Annotated in this window: 22 protein-coding genes; 6 read left to right on the top strand and 16 right to left on the bottom strand. The window is 35.5% G+C overall.

The window, feature by feature from the left end; translation table 11 throughout:
* Positions 1-36 precede the first annotated feature (36 nt).
* The 8 genes from MCBB_RS07540 to MCBB_RS07505 form a co-directional block, all read right to left on the bottom strand.
* Positions 37-1,062 carry an alcohol dehydrogenase catalytic domain-containing protein gene (locus MCBB_RS07540; protein ID WP_071907184.1) on the bottom strand — a complete coding sequence of 342 codons (1,026 nt, stop codon included), beginning with the start codon at positions 1,060-1,062 and terminating at the stop codon, positions 37-39.
* Positions 1,059-1,769 (bottom strand): IspD/TarI family cytidylyltransferase, encoded by a 711-nt coding sequence (locus tag MCBB_RS07535; RefSeq protein WP_071907183.1) that lies wholly within the window; start codon positions 1,767-1,769, stop codon positions 1,059-1,061. Before MCBB_RS07535 ends, MCBB_RS07540 begins: the two co-directional genes overlap by 4 nt.
* Positions 1,770-1,801: 32 nt before the next feature.
* On the bottom strand, positions 1,802-2,953 hold the full coding sequence (locus MCBB_RS07530) for a CDP-glycerol glycerophosphotransferase family protein (RefSeq protein WP_071907182.1): 1,152 nt from the start codon (positions 2,951-2,953) through the stop codon (positions 1,802-1,804).
* Between the two features lie 42 nt (positions 2,954-2,995).
* Positions 2,996-5,593 (bottom strand): bifunctional glycosyltransferase/CDP-glycerol:glycerophosphate glycerophosphotransferase, encoded by a 2,598-nt coding sequence (locus MCBB_RS07525; RefSeq protein WP_071907181.1) that lies wholly within the window; start codon positions 5,591-5,593, stop codon positions 2,996-2,998.
* A 61-nt stretch (positions 5,594-5,654) separates the two neighbouring features.
* Positions 5,655-6,407, bottom strand: coding sequence for an ABC transporter ATP-binding protein (locus tag MCBB_RS07520; protein WP_071907180.1), 753 nt, complete (start codon positions 6,405-6,407; stop codon positions 5,655-5,657).
* Positions 6,408-6,427: 20 nt separating this feature from the next.
* Positions 6,428-7,225, bottom strand: coding sequence for an ABC transporter permease (locus tag MCBB_RS07515; protein ID WP_071907179.1), 798 nt, complete (start codon positions 7,223-7,225; stop codon positions 6,428-6,430).
* Between the two features lie 9 nt (positions 7,226-7,234).
* Positions 7,235-8,818, bottom strand: a complete 1,584-nt coding sequence (locus tag MCBB_RS07510; RefSeq protein ID WP_071907178.1) for a glycosyltransferase — start codon at positions 8,816-8,818, stop codon at positions 7,235-7,237.
* A gap of 29 nt (positions 8,819-8,847) precedes the next feature.
* A complete protein-coding gene (locus MCBB_RS07505) occupies positions 8,848-10,044 on the bottom strand; it encodes a glycosyltransferase family 2 protein (RefSeq protein WP_071907177.1) in 1,197 nt (398 codons plus the stop codon).
* A gap of 331 nt (positions 10,045-10,375) precedes the next feature.
* Between MCBB_RS07505 and MCBB_RS07500 the strand changes: the two genes are divergently transcribed.
* Positions 10,376-11,206, top strand: coding sequence for a methyltransferase domain-containing protein (locus tag MCBB_RS07500; RefSeq protein ID WP_071907176.1), 831 nt, complete (start codon positions 10,376-10,378; stop codon positions 11,204-11,206).
* Positions 11,207-11,275: 69 nt separating this feature from the next.
* Here the strand turns inward: MCBB_RS07500 and rfbC are convergent, their stop codons facing one another.
* The 5 genes from rfbC to MCBB_RS07475 form a co-directional block, all read right to left on the bottom strand.
* Entirely contained in the window at positions 11,276-11,833 is a 558-nt protein-coding gene (gene rfbC, locus MCBB_RS07495) for a dTDP-4-dehydrorhamnose 3,5-epimerase (RefSeq protein ID WP_071907175.1), read from the bottom strand.
* Between the two features lie 51 nt (positions 11,834-11,884).
* Positions 11,885-12,760, bottom strand: coding sequence for a glucose-1-phosphate thymidylyltransferase RfbA (gene rfbA, locus MCBB_RS07490; protein ID WP_071907174.1), 876 nt, complete (start codon positions 12,758-12,760; stop codon positions 11,885-11,887).
* A 354-nt stretch (positions 12,761-13,114) separates the two neighbouring features.
* On the bottom strand, positions 13,115-13,951 hold the full coding sequence (locus MCBB_RS07485) for a DUF4012 domain-containing protein (RefSeq protein ID WP_084789896.1): 837 nt from the start codon (positions 13,949-13,951) through the stop codon (positions 13,115-13,117).
* A 344-nt stretch (positions 13,952-14,295) separates the two neighbouring features.
* Positions 14,296-14,646, bottom strand: coding sequence for a hypothetical protein (locus MCBB_RS07480; protein WP_071907173.1), 351 nt, complete (start codon positions 14,644-14,646; stop codon positions 14,296-14,298).
* Positions 14,647-14,834: 188 nt separating this feature from the next.
* Positions 14,835-15,977, bottom strand: a complete 1,143-nt coding sequence (locus MCBB_RS07475; RefSeq protein ID WP_231916336.1) for a DUF4012 domain-containing protein — start codon at positions 15,975-15,977, stop codon at positions 14,835-14,837.
* Between the two features lie 295 nt (positions 15,978-16,272).
* On the opposite strand from MCBB_RS07475, the gene MCBB_RS07470 reads away from it, so the two are divergent.
* On the top strand, positions 16,273-16,614 hold the full coding sequence (locus tag MCBB_RS07470) for a hypothetical protein (RefSeq protein ID WP_071907172.1): 342 nt from the start codon (positions 16,273-16,275) through the stop codon (positions 16,612-16,614).
* Between the two features lie 148 nt (positions 16,615-16,762).
* On the opposite strand, the gene MCBB_RS07465 is transcribed toward MCBB_RS07470, so the two are convergent.
* The gene (locus tag MCBB_RS07465; RefSeq protein WP_171899110.1) at positions 16,763-18,634 is read right to left on the bottom strand and encodes a sensor histidine kinase; all 1,872 of its coding nucleotides are present in this window, start codon (positions 18,632-18,634) and stop codon (positions 16,763-16,765) included.
* Positions 18,635-19,208: 574 nt separating this feature from the next.
* Complete coding sequence (locus MCBB_RS07460) at positions 19,209-20,156, bottom strand: phosphate butyryltransferase (RefSeq protein ID WP_071907170.1); 948 nt, start codon at positions 20,154-20,156, stop codon at positions 19,209-19,211.
* Between the two features lie 316 nt (positions 20,157-20,472).
* On the opposite strand from MCBB_RS07460, the gene MCBB_RS12370 reads away from it, so the two are divergent.
* The 4 genes from MCBB_RS12370 to pyrE all read left to right on the top strand — a co-directional run bounded on the left by MCBB_RS12370 (position 20,473) and on the right by pyrE (position 21,973).
* Complete coding sequence (locus MCBB_RS12370) at positions 20,473-20,598, top strand: symporter small accessory protein (protein WP_269454986.1); 126 nt, start codon at positions 20,473-20,475, stop codon at positions 20,596-20,598.
* A 296-nt stretch (positions 20,599-20,894) separates the two neighbouring features.
* Positions 20,895-21,149, top strand: coding sequence for a PRC-barrel domain-containing protein (locus MCBB_RS07455; RefSeq protein WP_071907169.1), 255 nt, complete (start codon positions 20,895-20,897; stop codon positions 21,147-21,149).
* A 40-nt stretch (positions 21,150-21,189) separates the two neighbouring features.
* Positions 21,190-21,396, top strand: coding sequence for a hypothetical protein (locus MCBB_RS07450; protein WP_231916335.1), 207 nt, complete (start codon positions 21,190-21,192; stop codon positions 21,394-21,396).
* A 49-nt stretch (positions 21,397-21,445) separates the two neighbouring features.
* Positions 21,446-21,973 (top strand): orotate phosphoribosyltransferase, encoded by a 528-nt coding sequence (gene pyrE, locus MCBB_RS07445; RefSeq protein ID WP_171899108.1) that lies wholly within the window; start codon positions 21,446-21,448, stop codon positions 21,971-21,973.
* Between the two features lie 82 nt (positions 21,974-22,055).
* On the opposite strand, the gene MCBB_RS07440 is transcribed toward pyrE, so the two are convergent.
* Positions 22,056-22,598 (bottom strand): hypothetical protein, encoded by a 543-nt coding sequence (locus tag MCBB_RS07440; RefSeq protein WP_071907167.1) that lies wholly within the window; start codon positions 22,596-22,598, stop codon positions 22,056-22,058.
* Between the last annotated feature and the right edge of the window lie 124 nt (positions 22,599-22,722).

Here is a 22,722-nt window from a genome sequence, read left to right as displayed (position 1 = left end):
TTTATTTCCCCAATTGGATTAAATATATTTTATATTTTATTTATCCCAAAGTAATATTATCTTACCAAAGTCAATACCGAGGTTTTTTTCAAAGGCATCCCCAATATCCTCTAAATTTCTTATTTTAACCTTTTCAACAACTAAATTCTCCAAATAAGAAACAATTTCTCTGTTCTTATTGAGAAGGTCTAAAGTTTTTTTAAAATCTATTTTTCCACTTCTACTATTTCCAAACAAAAAAATGCCCTTTTCAAGTATCATACGCGTGTTGATGGGAATTGAATACTCCGAAACTCCTAGAAGAGCAATTGTACCCTCAGGATTTATATGATCAATTATCTGTTCAATAGCGGATTGGGATTTTATCCCACCTACACACTCAAAAGCGTGATCAACTTTTAAATCATCGGGAATTTCATTGATAATACGAGTTTCATTGGCAAAGGTAAAATAACTTAATTTTTCAGGATTTCTACCAAAAACGATTACCTCAGTTTCAGGAAACGTCTCTTTCAGAAGGAGTGATGTTATAAAGCCCACATTTCCATCGCCCCACACACCAACAGTATCCCTTCTAGCATGTGCAAATCTGTCCATACGGCTTATGGCATGTAAACATACGCTGATAAGTTCTGTAAATGCTGCAACGTAGGGATTTATATGATCATCAATTTTAAGCACTTGATCAGCGGTTGTAACCACGTACTCCTGAAGAAATCCATCGAAGTCACTGGATCTGAACTTGCTTGAATTCAAATAATTTTCAGATATAACTGCATCATCTTCAAGGGGAACGTTAGGAACCATCACAACAGTGTCTCCAGATTTAAATTCACCGCTTCTATCATGAACGACTCTGCCGATCCCTTCATGTATCAAAGCCATGGGCAGCTTTTCCTCCAGAATATGTGGATCCCTGTTGCCCAGGTAGTACCTCTCATCAGCTTTGCAAATTGAGAGGTGTGTGGGCCTTACGATGACCTCACTGGTCTTGGGATCAACGTCCTGATAAACTGAATTAAATAGCTTAGGTGCAACAAGACGATAAACAGTATTTATCATATTTTATTTTCCTTTAACATGGTATCTGCAACTTTAAGATCGTAGGGATATGTAATTTTGATATTGGTAACATCACCATCTACCATGTAGACTTTTTCATGGTTTAAGGTAAATATTTTAGCTGCATCAGTCAGAATATCCCTTTCTGCTATGTTTAAGTTGTAGTAAAGTTCCCTTAATTTCAATATTTTAAATGATTGTGGGGTTTGCCCGTGAAATATCTCTGCACGGTTGGGTATTGATTCGATGAATTCTCCGTCCTCACTTTGAACGATGGTATCAGTTGCTGGTACTACTGTATCACAGGCACCATATTCCAATGCATATTTGATGTTCTCTTCTATTATACGATGGGTTACGAAGGGACGTACTGAATCATGGGTCACAATTATGGAGTTCTCATCCACATCGTAGTTTGCTTCAACGTACTTAATGGAATTCATGATTGTTTCATTCCGTGTACTCCCTCCTTCAATAACAACAATACGATGATCTTCACCCATTTCTTTGGATATTAAATCCTTTGTGTGTTTGATCCATTTTTTAGGGCACAGAACCATTATCTTCTCGAACTTAGGGTTTATGTAAAATTTTTCAATGGTGTGGAGAACAATGGGTTTATCACCTAAAAACATGTACTGTTTAGGTTTTTCAAGGTGACCCATTCTGGTGCCCATTCCTCCGGCTAAAATTGCTGCAAATATCATTTTTTTCACTTCAATCCGTACTCAATATCGTTTCATTGATGGTTAGTTAGGATGTAATTAATAACCCTATGGGTAGACTTCCCATCCAAATAATCAAATTCTATTTTGGTAAACTCTTTAATTTTATCAAAATCGTAGTCTTCTTCTTTAATGATTTTCACGATGTCCTGGGGGCTGTGTGCTATGGGTCCAGGAACTGTGTCCATGTAATCAAAATAGAATCCTCTTTCTTCTTTAACATAATACTCGTAATCGTAGGGATAGAATATTATTGGCTTGTTTAAAAGAGCATATTCTACCATTATTGAGGAGTAATCCGTGATCAGAACATCTGCCAAAAGGAGTAAATCCTTTTCATCAGGGTAATCAGTAACGTCTATAAATTCTTCATTATCCTGCAGGTCTCCCTGGTTCATGAGGGGGTGTAGTCTGATCATCACACAGTATTCGCTTAACTCCTCCTTAAACAGGCATGTATTAAAATTACTTATTATTTCTCTGTCCACGGAAGGGTCGTCCCTGAAGGTGGGAGCGTAGAGTATGACCTTTTTATCCTTCATCTGAGGGTACCTGTTTTCAAAATTATTTCTCAGGTTTTTTATGCTGTTTTTATCATTGTTTTCAAAGTAGAAATCGGTTCTTGGAATTCCAAGAGCTAAAACTTTTTCCTCACTCACCCCAAAGGCTTCCTCATAAAATGGCGCCACATTGTTTGAACTCACAATCACATAATCCATCTTATCAATTATACCCTTTTCAAGTTCTCTTAATCCGTTATCAGTGACTGATGAGAATCCAAATTTCTTAAATGCCCCTGAAGCATGCCATAATTGAACCACAACAGTTTTTTGAGGAATGTTCATAAAGGCCATTGGCAGGAAGTTGTCACTGAGGAAGATGTACCTGGAAGTTGCCAGGTGATAGGATTTTAATATGAACAGTTTGAACAGACCGAAAATCTTTTTAAAAGCATCTGATGGAGATTTTACATCAGAGATCTTATATTCATCCTTATAAATGAAGTTGTAATTAAAATCTCCTATTTTTTCAAATTCTCTGTGCACATAACCAAGATTTCCTCTTAAATTAGGTTCTCTCCATCCTATGAAGGATACTTTATGGTTTTTGACTTGGAATATCCTGAAGAAGTTGAAAAATGAAGCAAATGTTTTGTACTTGTTCATGCGAAACCACTGTGTTAATTTTTAATATCCTGATTAAACTCTTTAATTTTTATTTAAAATGAATTCACCCAAGTTTTTCACTTCTTCGTTAATGTACTGTCCTATTTTAATGGATTTGATTTTGACCTTCGGAATTTTCACGATTGCAATGTTTTTATCAGTGTACTTTGATCTTTTATCCTCTGCAACACGCAGGTCCTTGAAGAAGAAGTCCAGGTTCAGGAGGTCTGGAGCTTCATGAAAATCTTGAGAATCATGGGAAACCTCCAGGAAAAATTTATTATTAACCCTTTTTATGGAATCAGCAACGTACATAATGTAGTTACCGTGGAGATAAATATCCAGCCCGTTGAAACTTAGCTTTTGCTTGTGATCTTTGAATATTTCATCAATAAGATTATCCACCACAACGTAATGCTGATCCAGCTTCATGATCTCATTGTATATCCTCTCACAGTTTCTATCATCCTTTAAAATAAAGAAATCATCAGTTCTTGTTCTGTACTCTGGATCCATTGAGAAATTGTTTTCAAGGGCAGATTCCAGGAACCTTATGAGTTCTTCTTCACTTTCCATAACAGGTCCGAAACCATGGTCCTCAAAGGAGAAGTATCCCTTTTTATAATGTTTTTTAAAGAATATCTCTCTGTCAAACTGGTAATATACCAAAGGTTTGTTCATGTAGGCGAAGTCGAAGTGAACACTGGAGTAATCTGTTATCAACAGTTTGGATTCCATGAGCAGTGTTTGCACATCAGTTGAATCCTTATCTGCTAGCACAACCCTGTTGCTGGAGCTTTTGAAGTACTTCAAGTACTGCTGGACCTCGTAGTGGGGATAGAATATCAGTTTGAAATCATGTTTTTCCAGAAGATCCATGAGCTTTTTGTTGTTTATGATGCTCTGAAACCTTTGGAAGTACTCTGAACTTAAAAAGTCTTCATCCTCCACCACTTTATTCTTTACCCAGGATGGCTGCACTATCCCAGTTCTCCAGGTTGGCATTATGAGTATCTGATTTTTGGGCTGGTTTTTCAGGTAATCGAACCTTGCCAGACCTGTGTATGCAACCTCACCTGGAAGGTAGCCGAAATTGTTGTTTATGTAATTGAATTCAGGTTTGGCACCGCAGATGAACAGGTTGAAATGGTTGTTTGGGTTTCGCTTTCCTAAAAAGTCCATGACACCGTTTCCAATGATTCCATGCTGGAGAAATATGTACTTTTTCTCCTTTGTGAACCTCTGGAAGTACCTTTTAAAATTCCTGTAATTCCATGGTTCAATGAAACCCTTGTGGGCTGTTATCAACTTCTCTGAGAGCATGAATAATGTTTTATGCTTCCAGCTTCCATGTTGAATGACGTTTCCCAGTGGTTTCACCCTGTTGTAGTCCTCTTCACAGGATTTGTCGATTACGTAGTATGCATTGATCTCAGGGTGCTCCTCCCTTATGTACTGGAAGAATCTGTATCCATTGTCCTTGGCTTCAGACGGTCTTTCTGAAAGAAGCCAGATACCCTTACTTTTGGGATTCCGTTTATATAATATGGAAAGGAATAGGGAAACTGCAATTTGAGAAACTTTTAAACTCCTTAAATAGTACAGTTTCATTAATTTTGCAATTTTTAAGACCTTGTACTTGATCCTTGGATAAAGGCTCCTGTACTTGATGAAGAACGGCCAGTAAGATTTTTTCTGCACATCCCTTAAAAATTCCCTCCAGAATGGGTCGAATTTTTTCAGGGTATCCTCTGAAACATCTCCCATGTACTCTTTTGCCTTGTAAAAAATCTCTTTTCTCTCCTCATGGCTGAAAACATTCCTTAAAATCAGATCCAGTACAAAATATCTGGTATCCCTTGCGTTGATCCAGTCTATTAATGGTTTGTACTGTGGATACTCATTTAAAAGTGTGTATAACTCGTAATGGATGAATATAAAATCCCTGTAACTGTCTGTTTTCTCCAGAAAATCGTCGGTGGTTGATTTTATACCACTTTCTCGTTTTCTGTAATGGTACTTACATTCGTTGGTTATGTATATCCTTTTTGATTTGAAGATGATGGTTATCGTTGGCACCATATCCTCATACAACGTGTTTGGGAACTTTAAAAGGGATTTAAATTTATTGGGATAAACCTTGTTACAGAGGGATGTGGAGAACACGATTTCTGGGGTTTGAGTGATATCCTCTACAAGTTGGTTTTCATCAAAAAGTACTCCTGAAGGATTCCTCTGGTACTCCTTTCCAGATTCACTGTAATATTCGTATTCGTAGATAACCAGATCGCAGTTATATTTCTCAAATTTTTCCAGACAGACCTCGTAGGTGTTTTCAGAGATGAAATCATCAGAATCAACGAATGTGATGTAATCCCCTTCAGCATAGGATAAACCCGTGTTACGGGCTGCTCCCTGCCCCTGATTGGTCTTATGTTTCACGATTTCTATTGAAGGATATTTTTTGGCATAATCTTCCACAACTGCCATGCTGTTGTCCGGTGTGCAGTCGTTAACCGCTATAACCTGAATATTTTCTATACCCAATGTCTGGTTGACTAGGGAATCCAGGCAGCGTCCTATGTAATCTTCAACATTATAAACTGGAATGATAACGCTTATTTTATAATTATGATTCATATAAAACCTCTAAAATTAAAATAAAAAATGTTTGAATAATTTTAAATTGATATGGAATCCCTCATTTGCTTAATCCTAAACTTTCCATGTACTTATCACAGACTTCGTTAACTTCACCCTGCATCACTATCTTTCCTCTTTCAAGCCATATTGCCTTGTTGCACATATGTCTAACATCTTCTGCTGAGTGGGAAACGAATAAAACTGTTACTCCCTTATCAAAAAGTGACATTATTCTTTGTTGACTCTTCTCTTTGAATTTAGCATCTCCAACAGATAGTACTTCATCAAGAACGAGTATTTCTGGTTCAACCATGGTGGCTATGGCAAAACCTAATCTTGCTTGCATACCTGAGGAGTAATTTTTCACTGGAACATCCATGAACTTCTCTAATTCTGCAAATTCCACTATTTCATCATATTTTTTTTCTAAAAATTCTTTGGTGTAACCTAACATGGCACCGTTAAGAAAAACATTTTCCCTTCCAGTGTAATTTGAATCAAATCCAGCTCCTAGCTCCAGGAGTGGTACGAGTTTGCCCTTTATTTTGAGATTGCCCTCTGTAGGTTTCATAACTCCAGAGATTATTTTGAGGAGCGTACTTTTACCTGCACCGTTCAATCCAATGATTCCAACTTTATCACCTTTTTCAACTTTAAAGGAAATATTTTTGAGGGCCCAGAACTCCTGAAATAAAAGTTGTCTTTTTAAAAGTTTTATAACGTACTCTTTAAGGTTGTCCACTTTTTCCTGGCTTAAATTGAACTCCATACTTACATTTTCCACTTCAATAACTGTTTCTCCCAAGAACATCACCTACTATTTCAGACCCATTATATATACAAAATGAATTTATCTTGATACTTGTAGAAGAGAATTACTCCCAGAACAAGGATCCCCACGGAACACACCGTTGCAAATAGTAAAGTTGTTGGATCAAAAGCTTTTCCGTAAAGGAAGGAATCCCTGCACAGACTTATAATTGCATACACAGGGTTCAGCTCCAGGAAAATCTGATACTTCTGGGGAATAATGCTTGCAGGGTAAAAAATTGCACTTCCATACATTAGAAGTGTGATGAAAACTCCGTATAAATGTTCAATATCTCTGAAAAATACTGTTAGGGTGGCAAGCAGCAGACCCGCACCAATGGTGAACATGAGGAGCAGGAAGATGGGTATAACTGCACTAAGAGCGTACCATGTAAAACCTGCATTTGTAGCGATCATCACTCCAAAAAGGACTATGAGCGAAAGCAGGAATGTAACGAAGTTTGAAAAAGTTACCCCCAAACTGTACATGTACTTGGGCACGTATATCTTTTTTATGATGGACGCATTACTCCTTATGGACAGCATAGCTGCCTTACTTCCCTGAGAATAGAAATCAAATACTATTTTTCCAGTTAAAAAGTAAACAGGAAAGTTTTCTATCTTCATGGCAAAAATAGTTGAAAATATGATGGTTAAAACTACCATGGTCAACAATGGATTTAAAAAACTCCAGAATATTCCGATCACTGATCTTCTGTACTTGATCTTGATGTCCCTTTTTATAAGCTCTGAAAGTAAATATCTGTACTTTGAAAAGTTGATAATGAATCTGTGTTGGAATATATCACTGACGATCATGTTAGTCCCTTAGTAATTGATTTTTTCATGTTTTTTGGTGTTAACCGTTTTTTTAGAAACTATATCAAATAAGTTTTCCCACTGAGGGATTATACTATCCTCAGTGTACTTTTTTAAAACCTTTTTTCTAGCGATTAAACCCATTTTTTTAGCTTTTTCTGTATCCTCTAATAATTCAATTATGTATTTAGAGAGTTGTTCAATATTGTAGGGTTCTACTAAAAATCCATCATTATTATGATCAATTAGGTCACTTGGACCGTAGTTAATATCATAACTGATAACTGGGGTTGAATTTAGCATGGATTCTAATATAACCATACCAAAACCCTCAAATTTTGATGTTAGTAATGTTGCAATGGATGTGCTCATCTCTATGTCTATTTCATCAGTAAATCCTTTCAAAAACACATTATTTTCTAAATGTAATTTTTTTATTAGTTTTTGAATTTTCTTAAATTCGTAGTGTTCTCCACGTACACTGCCCACTCTTCCAAAAATATCTAAAGTAGCATTTTTCTTTTTATTAACTACCAGTTTAAAAGCTTTTATAGCGTCTTCAACATTTTTTTCAGGAGAAAAGCGAATAAACATACTAATTTTATTAGGATCTTTACTCAAACTTAATTCTTTATGATTCAAAACAAAATTGGGTATTACATAAGTATTTTGATGATCCCCAAATTCTTTTATAATGTCCTTCCTTTGTTTTTCAGTTAAAGTTATAAATGCATCTACTTTTTCTATTTGTCCGTCTAAAATACCTACTTTCCTCATTGGACTTCCAAAACAATATGGTTTAATATATGGATTTGAGTGCATCTGAGATATTTTATAAGCTACTTCAGAATCAATATTTGATATTGTAGGTGTAGGTCCCGAACCATCACAGATCAAATAGGGTTTATCATCGTAATTGTTACATATTTCTGTTATAAATTGTTTGTGAAATTCTTTTTCATTATTAAAAACCATAATTTTATTATTCCTATTAAATAATAATATCAAATTTTTTTGAGAATTATTATTAAATACTTCAATTAAATAACAAAATCCATCATCAGTGTAATATTTATTCTGACTAATTTGACCTGCTTCATAATTTACTTCTTTACTTCTAAAACCATGAAGATAATGGACACGTTTTTTTAAACTCCCATTTTCATTAAAATAATCTATATACTCTAATGAACCACCTTTTCTCCACTTTTTATGCATCAAATAATTGTTAAAACGAAGATAATATGCTTTTCTTTTAGTATCATATTCATTGATGACTTTATAACTAAGCTCGCGCACAACAGCTTTTTTTGTATAATAGTTAGCTCTGCTAATGATCTTCTTTATTAAAGATGTTCTTGTATTCTTCTTTCTGTAATAATTATAAATATTAATAATTTTTACCCTTGGATTTAACATATCTTTTTTCTTCAAGTCATTTTCAATTATTTTATAATTTTTATCTGCTTCTATTGTTAAAATAGTGACAGAGTGGCCTTTTTCACAAAATAGATTAGATCTATTTAATACAACTCGAGCGAGACCACCAACGTTAACATGTATGAGATCACATAATATAATTACATTTTTCAATAACATCACCTAAAAAACGTTATAAACTATTAGGTTAAGGATATCTTCTTAAGCCCCTTAATTTGAGGAGTAATCCTATTTTTTGCTCGACTGATGATATTCTTTGATTTATAGTTACAATAACCGACAAAAGTTTGTAATTCTGCCACTTGTTTTTTCTTTAGATATAACTGTTCTTCTTGTTGTTTTTGCAATTCTTGTACTTTTTGTAACATTTGTTTGTTTTTTAGATAATCATCCAATATTTCTGCCAGTAAAATTGACTCATCATAGTTTTTATTGATTATACTATTAAATAAGGGAATTAAATACTTTTTCTGGGGAGTTGCATCATATTTTTTAAGTTTTTCAAAAAGAAAACCCATTTTTTCCAGAACTTCTTTTTTTTCAATTTTTGTTGTATTACTATGTATAAATCCATCAGCCCAGAATTCCAAATGTGGTTTAAATATAGAAGGAAAATATTCTTCTTTTTCATCGTTTTTCAATATATCATAAGTTTCATAATAACCTTCTGCGGCGCCAATTAAATTATTTTTATCTTTATTATTGGTAATGGACTCTTTTCCCTTAACATTACGTATCCTGTAATGATAACAATAATAATTATTTAAAAAAAGTATCCCCTTTGCTTTTAAAAAAGAATCTACCATAAATGCTAAATCTTCTGCGAGTAATACTTCTAAAGGAAATAGTAAATTATTTTCTTGGATAAAAGATCTTTTATAAATTTTTGTCCATATTGAGGGAGGTAATGTTAATAAACGAGGATCATCTTCAACTGTTTCCACTTTTATTTCTTTAATATCCTTGAAATTATAGACGACTTTTTGTTGGGTATTCTCTGAAAAAACAATATATTTAGCAAATACAATGTCAATATTTTCTTCTTTTATTGTATTATATAATACTTCACAAGCATCATCCGTATAAAGATCATCTGGATCAAGAAACATCAAATAATCGCCAGTAGCTTCTTTTATACCTATATTTCTTGGTTTTCCTGCAGTTCCACTATTTTCAGGTAGATGAATTGAGATGAAATTTGCATATCTGGAAGCATATTCATCTATTATTTCTCCACTTTTATCAGTGGAGCAATCATTAATCATGATTACTTCAAGATGCTCAAAGCCAATGGTTTGTTTCAGAATAGATTTTAATGCATCTCTAATATAATCTTCAACGTTAAATACTGGTATTATAACACTTATTTTGTACCCCATAGTAATCCCTTTGAATCTATTAATGTTATCAAATAACTTATATTAACCGCACATTATACTTAAGGTTAATTAATGTTTAGTTTTTATTTACTAAACTAGTGTTTTTCAAGGATGAGTATTACATAGCTCTTTATTTTTAGCATATGTTGTTTAAATACATTTAAAGAAGGGCAATAAATATATTGATATATTATTTCAGAATAATTACACTTCATTTAAATTGAATAAATAATCTTTATAGAAATCTTTTTAAAACTTAAAAAAACTTTCAAGTACTTTATAATGATGAATCACATATCACTCAAATGAATTTGACCAATCGGGGAATAAAATGATTAAAAGAATGATTAAAAATCAAATAAGAAAGACGGGTATGGTTAAAGAATTAGAAATGGAAAAAGAAAATCTTAGGGGTCAGGTTGTTGATTTGGAAAAGGATAATGTGAGTCTTAGGGGTCAGGTTGTTGATTTGGAAAAGGATAATGTGAGTCTTAGGGGTCAGGTTGTTGATTTGGAAAAGGATAATGTGAGTCTTGGGGGTCAGGTTGTTGATTTGGAGAATGTTAATGAAAAATTAGTGTTTGAAAGATCTCAAATGGTTGGATTTAGTTTAAAAAAGAATTTAAGAGGAGTAAGTGCAGATGAAGGCAAATTATCTGTATTAAAATATATTTTAGAAAATATAAAAAAAGATGCAAAAATTTTGGATGTTGGTTTTGGAGCAGGAATATATGGTAAAATATTAAGAGCTTTTTATTATCAAAATATTGATGGTTTAGATGTATATGGTGAAAATATTGCAGAAATGGGATTAGATAAAATTTATGACAATATTTTTATAGAAAACATTCTTGATTTTGATTTTGATTTTTATGATTTGATAATAATGGGTGATGTACTAGAACATATAGATTTAAAAGAATCTAAGAACTTATTATCAGGATTTATAAATAATAATAAATGTGACCATATTATAATTTCAATTCCTTATGAGTATGAACAGAATGAGGTATACGGTAATAAACATGAGAAACATTTACAATCCGAAGTTACAGCTGAGTATATGGAAAAACATTATCCCTACCTTAAATTAATCGATTCAGGAATTATGGCCCACTGTGGGGGTATTATAGCGACTTATATTTGGAATAAAAAGATATAATTAATTGTATTAAATCGTTTTTCTCTTTTTATTTTCGTATGTAATCTTTATTTTTTATATTTTCTTGAATCAAAAGTCCGTAACAGTCTCTTCCAATGGCTTCCACTTCTCATCCTTCTCAGACAAAATAAGCTCATCCACACCCTCAAGAGGCCATTCAACACCTATCTCAGGGTCGTTCCAGAGGATTCCTCCTTCATCATCAGCATCGTAAAAGTCTGTGCATTTGTAGGTGAATTCTGCTTCATCTGAAAGTACCAAGAAGCCGTGGGCAAAGCCCTCAGGTATGTAGAACTGTTTTTTGTTGTCTTCAGAGAGGGTGACTCCCTCCCATTTTCCGTAGGTTGCAGAATCCCTTCTCAGATCCACTGCAACATCGAAGACCTCTCCCCTGATAACCCTGACGAGTTTGCCCTGGGGTTTTGTGCGTTGGAAGTGAAGTCCCCTTAAAACTCCCCTTTTAGATTTGGATTGATTGTCCTGAACGAATGTTGCATCGATTCCAGCCTCTTTAAACTCCATTTCATGGTAGGTTTCCATGAAGTAACCGCGTTCATCCCCAAATACAGTGGGTTCCACGATGTACACGCCTTCAATGGATGTTTCCATAAATTTAAACTTACCCATAATGATTCTCCTATTTGAAATTAAACTCTTAATTTGAAATTAAATTTAGAACTATAACTGTGTACCGTTGATGAGTTCAATCAGGTACTGTCCGTATTCAGTTTTCTTGAGGGGTTCAGCCAGCTCAAGCACTTTATCTTGAGTGATCCAGCCGTTGTTGTAGGCGATTTCTTCCAGACATGCCACGAAGAATCCCTGTCTTTTCTGTATGGCTTCAACGAAGTTAGCAGCTTCCAGGAGACCGTTGTGTGTTCCTGTGTCCAGCCATGCCATTCCCCTTCCCATTAACTCAACTTTTAATTTTTTAGCTTCAAGGTAAGCCTCGTTAATGGAGGTTATCTCCAGCTCTCCACGATCAGAGGGCTTAACATTCTTGGCTATTTCAACCACATTGTTGTCGTAGAAGTAAAGTCCTGGAACAACGTATTTTGATTTAGGAACTTCTGGTTTTTCCTCTATAGAAATCACATTTCCCGATTCATCGAATTCAACCACACCAAAGGGTCTTGGATCCTTAACGTAGTAACCGAAGATAACTGCACCTTCCTCCACTTCCCTGGCCTTCTTCAGAATCTCACTGAACCTGTGACCGTGGAATATGTTATCACCAAGTACCAGGGCAACGCTGTCATCACCTATGAACTCCTCACCTAAAATAAAGGCTTCTGCAAGTCCCTTTGGTTCTTCCTGAATTTTGTAGGAGAATGACACTCCCAGATCACTACCATCACCAAGAAGGTCCCTGTAGAGAGGTAAGTCCCTTGGGGTCGAGATGATCAGTATTTCCCTTATACCTGCAAGCATGAGAACGGACAGTGGATAGTACACCATTGGTTTATCGTAAATAGGCAGTAACTGTTTTGAAACTGCCTTTGTAATTGGATACAGGCGGGTGCCTGATCCACCTGCAAGAACTATTCCCTTCATGTTTCATTTCCTCTGTAACTTTTTCATGGTTAACTTAAAAATTTATGATTATTCTGTAGATTTCAATATTCTTATGGATCTCAAATTTATCATTTGGTTGTTGTTCTAAATATCTCTTATCTCATAGGTTATGTGTTCAATGATGTGGGGCAATGTGATAATACAACAACCAAAGACCATCTTTGGACTTTGAATACCTCTTTATTAGATTTTGGTCTTTGAATATCCTTTTATTAGAGTTATTCTGTTAAAAGCAATCCATAAACGTGTGATAAACTGAATCAATAATTAATGTACCTTTCAACTTATGAAATTTTTACTATTTACTAAAAAAATAAAATTGAAATGGATTCATCAGATTATTGAGTGCACACTTTTGGTAACTGCAAACTGTGCAACGAGATCGCTTGGAACAACCCTGATGTTTCCTTTGTTGTACTGATCCATGGCAACGTTCGCCAGATTGAGGTATATACTTGGATTGTCTTCGGCGGCGTTGAGTATAGGATCCATAAGACTGTGCACAGCATCACCCCTTTTTTCGGTACTGTTCTTTTCCTCAGTCATGTTCCTTATGAAGCCAATGGAATCTGTAATTGTCTGATTTTGACCATTCACTTCTACAGGACCAACTGCAGTTAAAAGGGCATCAATTGCATCGGGTGTTACCATCACAACTGCATCTGTTTTTATTCCTTTGTTGTACTCAACTATTTCCTGTGCCTGTTGGGCGCCTTCCTCGGTGCTCACACCGTACAATGAGTCATGAAGCAGCATGTTACCGGTACCCAGTTCTGGTGGTTCTGTTAAGTTAGAGCTTCTCAATCCTCCAGGGTAGATGGACGTTACATTCTTCACATTACCATCCACAACGTAAACTGCAAAGGCCATGTCAATGGATCCCATACCCTCAGTTCCGTTGTCCTCTGTTGGATCAACACACAGGAGCAGGATGTTATGTTCGCCTTTCATGGTATTTACTGATGAAGGCTGTTCATATTCATAAATAACGAAGGCTGCTGCTCCAAGCAGGAATATTAAAACCGCAGCTAAAATTAATTTTAAACCTTTTCCAAGACGGTACTTCCTTCTGCGCCCTCTTTTGAATTCAATTCTTTTTTTAGGTTCTTCAAAAGTTCTTCTTTCTAGAGTTCTTCTTTTTGGTTTTGGCGGTTTCTTTTTTAAAATCATGAAAAATCCTCAAGAGTTGTGCTCCATGAGTTTTTTAAAATCCTGAAAAATCCTCAAGATACATATACTGAAGTAAAATTAATGACATCAAAGTATATAAATCATACTAATGCAAGGTTTTTTGGGCTACGATCTACAATTTTTTGAAGTTATTAACAACTAAATTTTGTCTTCAATAGTATCAGCAACCTTTCAAGGAAACTATATAGATTCAGTGACCTCTCAAGGAGGCTATTTATCAAAGAAAAAAAGGAAAAGATTGTTTATATTGGGGTTATCCTTTAAAAATCCTATTAAAAATAGGATAGAGCTTGTTAATGTAGGATCAGCTGTGTTGACATCACCTAATTTATATACTCAGTACTACCTTCCTCGGTACTATCACTGTTCTCAGTATTACTGTTGTCCTCAGTATTACCGCTGATATCACTGCTACTGCTTGAATTGTGTCGGTTCTTGTACGTCCTGTTTGAGCTAGTTGAACTTGAGGAACTGCTATCTGATTTGTAATTAGTATCTCCTGTATCTATACTGCTTTGAGATAAATCCGTTGTGTTGAGGGTGGTGTTGTTTGCAGTGATGTTGGATGAGTTGTTATCTGCAGCCACTGTGGCCCCGGGCATCCCATACAAAACCCCGCATAAAATCAATATTACCGGTATCAAGCCTGCCATTAATTTGTAATCCTTGTCCATAATCTACACCTTACTAACTTCTTACTCCAATCTATAATAAATTTGTCTAAAAAATTGAGATTCCATATTACTCTACATATCTAAGTTTAATCCTTAAAATCCACCATGAAACTCTTTTAATATCCCCTATCTTAACATCTCAGTTCGTACAGGATTTAAAAAAAGTTAAAAGAAGATAATTTAAGAAACTAAACCTTCAGTCCCTTGGCAATTGCAAACTGTGCAACGAGATCACTTGGGACAACCCGGATATACCCTTTGTTGTACTGATCCATTGCAACGTTCGCCAGCTTAAGGAATGTAACAGGATTGCTCTCAGCAGAGTCTATTATAGGCTTCATGACAGATTCCACGGCAACACCCCGTGTCATACCTCCATTGTTCTGTTCGCCCCTGATGAAGTTAATGGAGTCGTTTGTCACGTAACCATAACCATCCACGTAGATGGGCCCTGCAGCACTTACAAGCGCATTAACTGCATCCGGCGTTATCATCACAACTGCATCTGTTTTTATTCCCATGTTGTACTCAACTATTTCCTGAGCGCGCTGGGCGCCTTCCTCGGTGCTCACACCGTACAAAGAATCGTGAAGCAGCAACTTACCTGTACCCAGTGATGATGGTTCAGTTGCTGTTGGATGTCTCATTCCTCCAGGATATATTGCTGTTGTATTTTTAACGTTGCCGTCCACAAGATTGATTACAAATGCCATATCAACGGATCCTATACCTGCAGTGCCCTGATCCTCTGTTGGATCATCACACAACAAGAGGATGTTGTGGCTTCCCTTCATCATACTTGTTTCCCCAGGCTGCTCATACTCATAAACGATGAAAGCTGCCACTGCAGCCAAAAGTATTAAAAAAACCGCCAGAACTTTTTTTAATCCTGACTTAAAATTGCGTCCTTTATTTTTATTATTATTAACTGCTTGCTGTATATCCTCGTTTGTGTAGTAGATCCCTTCATTGTGGCCTTTGCTGTACCTATATCTACTTATAATGCCTCCCAATGAAAAAATCATGGCAAAAACTGACATGCCTATGGCTAAAAATCTTAGATCGACTTCCAGTAGGACGTACTTCACCAAAATGGCGATGATCAGCGTAGCCACTGCACCGAGTTCCAGAATCAGCACAGGCTTTTTTAAGATGTTCCTACAACCCTCCTTAGGGTAAAGTATTGCTGTTAAGCTGTAACCTAAAAGTAGAAACATCAATATCAATAGGGTGTTTAAAAGAAATTTGCTCTGGGAAATCACTGTTACAATGATACAGGCGATTGCCACTAAAAAAATGAGTCCCATGTCTTTTGTTGATAACGGTTTCATCATATATTACTCCAAATAAAAATTGAATTTATTCATTAATTTAGATATTCACTAATTTAAAATTTAGAATTTATTCATTAATTTAAGTTTTATTCATTAATTATGAATTCATTAATTAATTTTTTGCAGAAAATTTATGTTCTGATCTTAAAACATTTATATCTATGGTTGGAACTCTTATCGTTATGGTTGGAACTTGAAATTTTATTGGATGGATACTGTGAAGGATGCACAACAACAATTAAAACTATATAATTATATGTTCATTTTAACTGAAAAATGGAGTTGCAAAAAAATGGAATCCAAAGAAGTAGAAATAACGGAACAGGATGTTGTGGAGGTGTTGCACGTTTTTGATAAGGTTCCCTCAATTTTATTGAAGGGGTTTGTGTCAAGAAACGTCAACGTTGTCAAATCCTTCAAAAACCAGATAGATTCCTATAAACATAGATTATCAGATGAAGAAACTGCAAAGGTGAAAAAGGTCATGGAGATGCCAGTTCCCCAACTGCAGGAAATATTGGCCAGTGTATACAAAAAAACACATAAAAAACAGTTGAAAATACTTTCCGACCCTAAAGCTGAGGTATTCATCACCAGTAATCTCCAGGAACTTAAGAAGGTCCTGGATCTCTGAGTTAAGGTTGAGTTAAGGATTGTAGGTTCGGTTTAAAGCAGAGTTCCAACTTCCACATTTTTACTGTCCTCTAATTTTTTTATCATGATGTCTATTAAAAATGCCCCACCACCTAACTTAAACGCATTCCATTAAAACCCCCTTCAATTCAAACCCTTTTTTTGTACTCCGTTTCAGTGAAACTAATTTTAAACTCTGTTCCAAAATTCCTTTTAAGTTCTAAATCTCCACCAATTTGGCTCACTAAGCTGTTAACCAGTTGTAAACCCAATGTTTCAGCGTTTTCAAGTTTAAAAGATTCAGGTAATCCAACGCCGTTGTCTGAAATTGTTAAGGTGTAGGTTTCATGGGATGATCTCAGTAAAACCTCAATTTTGCCCTTTTCACCATCTGGAAATGCATACTTCAGGCTGTTGGTCACAAGTTCGTTGACTATGAGGCCGCAGGGTATTGCAGTGTCTATACTGATGGTGGACTCTTCAAGATCAAATTTGGTTTCAATGAACTCTCCATTTACTCCATAAGAATAGAATAAATTTGAAAGAAGCCTTTCCAGGTATTCCTTGAAGTTTATGTTGGTGAGGTTTGGGGATCTGTATAGTTCCTCATGCACTATGGCCATGGTTCTGATACGGTTTTGACTCTCCATTAAAACATCCAAAGTTTCTCTATCTTTTATGTAATGGCTTTGGAGGTTAAGGAGGCTTGATATTATTTGAAGGTTGTTTTTAACCCTGTGGTGTATCTCCCTGAGAAGGATCTCCTTCTCATTCAGGGAATCGTTGATTATCTGTTCATTCTCCTTCTGAGGGCTGATGTCTCTGCTGCTGCATATTAAACCTTTGAACTCGTCATTATTGAATATGGGTTTTTTAATGGTCTCAACCCAAACAGAGCTCCCATCTGCTTTCATATACCTGCAATCAACCCTTGCAATAGATTTGTTTTCAATTGCGCTTTTAACAGTTTCTTTAACTTTATTTACATCATCTGGATGAATATAATTGAAAAAAACATTTCCTAACATTTGATCAGACGTGTAACCCAGGAATGGTTGTGAAGAATTGCTAACAAACTTGAATTCAAATTTTTCGTTGGATTCTGTTATGAGATCCATCATGTTTGAGGATATGAACCTGAGCTGGGCCTCACTCTCCTCAACCAGTGCCTTGCTCTTTTTCAAATCTTTCTGGGCTTTTTTAAGCTCATCCATGGAGATGATTTCCCTCATAACCACAAGGGCAACGAGTATTCCCACGCACATGATTAAAACCCTGCTTGGATCCTTGAGTAACAAGAGAGTACTGTAGGTAACCAGAACCACTATGAATGGAACGTAGGATAACCATCCTTCCTCCCTTCTGATGAATCTGTAAATGGATTTCAATGTTTTTTCGCTGAAATTAATATTTTTAATAAAGGAAAGTGCTGCTAAAAACGTGAATGAAGAGGTTAACATGTACAGAACACAGCTAAACCATGTGTAAGTACTGTTTGGATCGATTGCGTTGTATGAAAATATTAAATCTCCGATTATCTGCGAAATCACAGTTCCAAAAAAGAGAAAAACTGTTAAATCTGAGATTTTCTGGCTTCTGTTTATAAAAAGGGTTGATATGGAAAAGAGAAGTAAAATATCCACGAATAAATATAATATTTTTTCAAGGGATGCTGAAAGGTTGTGAGTTTGAAGTGAAGGTTCTATCAAGAGGAACCAGATCAAAAAGAAAGCTGCAAGCATTAAAATAGTTAGATCAATCAAATTTTTCGTATTTAATTTGAAGGGCCTTTTCATGAACAGAAACAATCCTGCAATGAAAAAGGGATAATTGAACATGAATATTTGATTCGCAATGTGCAGGAACTGCAGGTTTGGATAGATAGCCAAGATTAAATAGGCCATTTCGGCAACTGCATAGATCAATTGACCTAAAAGGATAAAAAGCCAGGGTATCCAGCTTTCCCTTCTATTTTTAAATGCCCAGTAGGTTGCATAAATTAGGACGGAAACTGTGAGCAAATTGATCAGAACTATTCCTAAACTGGAGAAGAGGTAGGATGAAGAATTGTTTAAACCTACATAAACAGGTAAAATGGATAAAAAGATCAAAAAAAATGTTAAAACAATTATAAAATGGTTTAATTCTTTTGTTTTATTGTAATTCTGCATTCATAGGCCTCAAAGTCTATTTTAAGTTTTACGCTTGAAGTTTCAGGTCAACAGGCAACATCACCTTTTTAACGCCCTTGTAAAAAAACTTTTTTCAAACCCCTTCATCCAATAAACTCCCTAAAAATCTCTATCATTCAATTTTCGGGGATAATATCTTTTATTGGAGAGATTCTACTTAAATCCCATTTTTTAATCTTAAACTTCCGTTTTAGAATTGTAAATTTAATTTAATATACTTTTCTAAATTTTTATAATCATATTACTGGGGCTGCGGTGTGACCCGATTTCAGAAGGGGCAGATATGAATATAAGATAAAAATAATCCACTTAGAATTCAAAAGTCCTCTTTCATTTCATGTTTTCCTTTATATCAAATGCACTGTATTTTAGGGACCTAATCTCCACATATAATGGCCTTTGATTAGTAGTGAACTTTCCCGAACTTGATGCTCAGTGTCCTTTCCATGTTGGCCATAAGAACAGCCGTGACAATGGAGTTCAGTTTAGATTCCGCAGTGTCTGCCCTGGATGTCATCACAACTGGAGCACTGGCCCCAACAACAACACCTGCGAGACTTCCACCTGTGAGGTAAACATGGGCCTTTCCAAGCATGTTTCCTGCTTCAATTGAGGGTACAATTATTATGTCTGCTTTACCAGCAACAGGACCTGTGATGCCCTTATGTTTTGCAGCACGTGGACTTATTGCATTGTCCAGGGCGAAGGGACCATCTATGATCTTGCCGCTGAACTGTCCCCTCTGGCTCATCTTTGCAAGAACTGACGCATCTATTGTTGATGGCATTTTAGGATTCGCAAGCTCAACAGCAGTTGTAACAGCCACTTTAGGTTCTTCAATTTCAAATATGTTGGCAAGGTAAATGGCATTCAATATTATACTGGCTTTAGTATCAAGATCTGGGTTTATGTTCATGCCCCCATCAGTTACAAAGAGCAGCCTACCAAGGGTGGTACTTTCAAGAACGTTGATGTGGCTCATTATCTTCCCGGTTCGCAGGCCCACATCCCTGTCCAGAACTCCACGCAGGAAATCATCTGTGTGAACCATTCCCTTCATGAGGATGTCAGCCCGGTTACTGCTCACAAGCTCAACAGCTTTTCGGATGGCCTTGAGATTGTTTGGTTCATTGAATATCTTCTCTTCTTGAATATGAAATCCAGCATTGTTGGATATTTCAACTATACGTTTTTTGTCTCCCACCAGAATGTAATCTGCTATGCCCAGTTCGTGGGCTTTTACAACCGCTTCAATAACGGTTGGATCATGGGCTACTGCCACAGATATCTGCTTTTTGGGATGGGTTTTTATCTTCTCAAAGACCTGCTTGAAATTGGTGATCAACTTCATTCCTCCAGTGGATTTTCATGATCGTGGGAGGTATTTGCTCCAGAAAGTTTTAAAAAACTTTTTTTCATGTTTCCAGTTCTTTTTCATGTTTCCAGCTCATTCAAATGTTCATCATATTTGATTGATTCAAAACCTTTTTAGGTGGATTCAAAAACTTCGGTTTATTAAAAGAATTATATATTTTATTATATTTAATTTTTAATTTCATGGACTTTAGGTAAAATTCAAATACCATACCTTTAAATATTAAAATAAGCTTTACAGGGTCCATGAATTTAATGGAAGGGACAAAAATAATTGGTCTGGAGGTGAAAATATGGTTTTAGGCATTGCTGATCCATGGATATGGGGCAGTTACATTCTCTGCATACTTGCAACTCTTTTATGTGTAGTTTATGGTATATTGAACTGGAATAAAGGTGATGAAGAAGAAACAGCCTAATTTTCATTCATTTTTTTATAAAGAGATATTCTAAAGAGATATTTCTATCAAGGGATACTGCAATTTTTATTTTTAACCCTCCAACTATCTCTAACCCTCCAATTATTGTTCTCGGTTTTTTTTGATATTTTCACTACTCGTTGTTCAGTACATCATGCTTTTTATCCAATAGAAAAATTTAGAAGGTATGGAAAGTATAAGTACCAATAAGAACATTTAAAAGATATGTTAAAAAGTTGCAGCAGTGCTATTTTGCGTCATATTTTCATCTGCAACTTCAGTTCAGAGGTGATATCATGAGAATAATTGAAGAGATCATTGGAAAGGAAGTTCTGGATAGTTCTGCAGTTATAATTGGAAAGGTAAAGGATGTTGAAGTGGACATAGAAAACAGGACAATTGAGGCATTTGTACTTGGGAAAGGTGGAATATCCGAAAGTATTGGAATTTCCAAGGGTGAAACAATAGTTCCCTATGATATGGTGAAACAGATCGGAGATAAGATACTCCTTAAAAGTGGAACTGAAGAGACTGAATTTGACATACTCTAAACGAGTGAATTATACACTCTAAAATTTTTCAGTACACTTTTTGCAGTATGTAAAGGTTGTGTTCCCTGTGGAGGTAACAGGCATCTGCAGCATATGTGGAAGGGCAGGTAAGATGTACACATGTTCCCTTTGCGGAGCGATAGTGTGTGGAAACTGTTACGATATGGAAAGAGGAATTTGCAAGCCCTGCAGGGGAAGAGGAAAATTCCCGACTAAAGAGGACATAACTAAGGAAAAGAGATTATGATGCTTCCTGTGATAAACCCTGACCATCAGAAAATTAATGAGAGATAACAATGGAAGACAAAAAAAAGGAATTAATAACTCTTTTAAAGGAAAATGAAGTCATTAAATTTGGAAAATTCACTCTTTCATCAGGTAAAGAAAGTGATTACTACGTGGACATGAAAAGAGCAGTCACAGACCCAGAAATACTCTCAAAGGTTGCTGAAATAATATCTGAAAAAATTGAGGGACTTGGTGTGGATAAAGTGGCTGGCCCTGCCCTTGGAGCTGTACCCATTGCCACAGCCATTTCATTAACTGCAAAATTGCCTTTGCTTATGATAAGAAAGGAAAAGAAGGGCTATGGGACGTCTAAACTTATCGAAGGCGACCTGGAAGAGGGAGATTCAGTTGTACTTGTTGAAGATGTAACCACAACAGGCAAATCCCTTTTAAAGGCAATCGATGCCATTGAAAACAACAAAGGTATTGTAAAACGTGCTTTTGTGGTGGTTGACCGCAGTGAAGGTGCTCTGGAGAACTTTAAAAATAAGGGAATAGAGTTAGAACCTCTTTTATCCATAGAAGATTTTCAATAAATAAACTAAATAATGTTCAATAATTGGAGAAAGGGACATTAAAATAAATGAAAATAAAGGATAAATGAATAATCAATTGGAATTAATTATTCTGTCCTTTATTATTTTTCTGTTTTTTATTGGTTTGTTTTTGCTTTGAGTTTTTAACAGTCTTAGCAGTTTTTGTACTCATTTTAAGAAGCAATCCCTCTTTAATAGATACCTTGTGTTCAAGTGCTGCTTCTCTGTTTACAAAGCTCGTGATCTGCCCATCTATAATGGTTGGATTCTGTTTAAATGCTTCTATTTCACTGTTCAAACTGTTAGCCTGTCTTTCAAACTGATCTAATGCATTTAAAAGACCTTTTGCCTTTGTGTTGCTTCCGTAAGTTGCCTTCAAACTTTCTATTTTGGCTATCAGTGCTGTGAGTTTACTCTGAGTATCTGTTAGGGTCTGGAGCTGCTGTGAGGTCAATGTGGTGTTGGTGCTGTTCAGGGTACTGTTATCTGAAACAGAACTGTTGTTGGTGGAAATGTTCGTAGCGTTGGTGGTGTTTAGAGCCTGTGTTATATCATCTGCAAAAATAGGTACCATTACAACTGCACTTAAAACTGCAACCATTAAAATAACTGATATTTTTTGCAAAGATCTCACCTCATAATTTTTATGACTTTAAATTTATTTTTTAAGTATATAAAGGTTTTTAAGCACCATATTTTTAAAAATAGTATGTTTCTGTTTTATGTAACGATTTTAGACTGTTATAAAA

The sequence above is a fragment of the Methanobacterium congolense genome, assembly GCF_900095295.1.
Taxonomy (GTDB): domain Archaea; phylum Methanobacteriota; class Methanobacteria; order Methanobacteriales; family Methanobacteriaceae; genus Methanobacterium_C; species Methanobacterium_C congolense.
Note: the sequence above shows the minus strand (reverse complement) of the source record. Positions and strands in the feature narration are given on the sequence as shown.

Excerpts from the sequence above, each read along its gene's own strand:
- MCBB_RS07455 (WP_071907169.1), top strand. The coding sequence starts at position 20,895 with ATGAGAATAATTGAAGAGATCATTGGAAAGGAAGTTCTGGATAGTTCT.
- rfbC (WP_071907175.1), bottom strand. The coding sequence starts at position 11,833 with ATGGGTAAGTTTAAATTTATGGAAACATCCATTGAAGGCGTGTACATC.
- MCBB_RS07535 (WP_071907183.1), bottom strand. The coding sequence starts at position 1,769 with ATGATATTTGCAGCAATTTTAGCCGGAGGAATGGGCACCAGAATGGGT.
- MCBB_RS07485 (WP_084789896.1), bottom strand. The coding sequence starts at position 13,951 with ATGATTTTAAAAAAGAAACCGCCAAAACCAAAAAGAAGAACTCTAGAA.
- MCBB_RS07475 (WP_231916336.1), bottom strand. The coding sequence starts at position 15,977 with ATGAAACCGTTATCAACAAAAGACATGGGACTCATTTTTTTAGTGGCA.
- MCBB_RS07500 (WP_071907176.1), top strand. The coding sequence starts at position 10,376 with ATGATTAAAAGAATGATTAAAAATCAAATAAGAAAGACGGGTATGGTT.
- MCBB_RS07520 (WP_071907180.1), bottom strand. The coding sequence starts at position 6,407 with ATGTTCTTGGGAGAAACAGTTATTGAAGTGGAAAATGTAAGTATGGAG.
- MCBB_RS07515 (WP_071907179.1), bottom strand. The coding sequence starts at position 7,225 with ATGATCGTCAGTGATATATTCCAACACAGATTCATTATCAACTTTTCA.
- MCBB_RS07470 (WP_071907172.1), top strand. The coding sequence starts at position 16,273 with ATGGAATCCAAAGAAGTAGAAATAACGGAACAGGATGTTGTGGAGGTG.
- MCBB_RS07540 (WP_071907184.1), bottom strand. The coding sequence starts at position 1,062 with ATGATAAATACTGTTTATCGTCTTGTTGCACCTAAGCTATTTAATTCA.
- MCBB_RS07530 (WP_071907182.1), bottom strand. The coding sequence starts at position 2,953 with ATGAACAAGTACAAAACATTTGCTTCATTTTTCAACTTCTTCAGGATA.
- rfbA (WP_071907174.1), bottom strand. The coding sequence starts at position 12,760 with ATGAAGGGAATAGTTCTTGCAGGTGGATCAGGCACCCGCCTGTATCCA.
- MCBB_RS07480 (WP_071907173.1), bottom strand. The coding sequence starts at position 14,646 with ATGGACAAGGATTACAAATTAATGGCAGGCTTGATACCGGTAATATTG.
- MCBB_RS07505 (WP_071907177.1), bottom strand. The coding sequence starts at position 10,044 with ATGGGGTACAAAATAAGTGTTATAATACCAGTATTTAACGTTGAAGAT.
- MCBB_RS12370 (WP_269454986.1), top strand. The coding sequence starts at position 20,473 with ATGGTTTTAGGCATTGCTGATCCATGGATATGGGGCAGTTACATTCTC.
- pyrE (WP_171899108.1), top strand. The coding sequence starts at position 21,446 with ATGGAAGACAAAAAAAAGGAATTAATAACTCTTTTAAAGGAAAATGAA.
- MCBB_RS07525 (WP_071907181.1), bottom strand. The coding sequence starts at position 5,593 with ATGAATCATAATTATAAAATAAGCGTTATCATTCCAGTTTATAATGTT.
- MCBB_RS07460 (WP_071907170.1), bottom strand. The coding sequence starts at position 20,156 with ATGAAGTTGATCACCAATTTCAAGCAGGTCTTTGAGAAGATAAAAACC.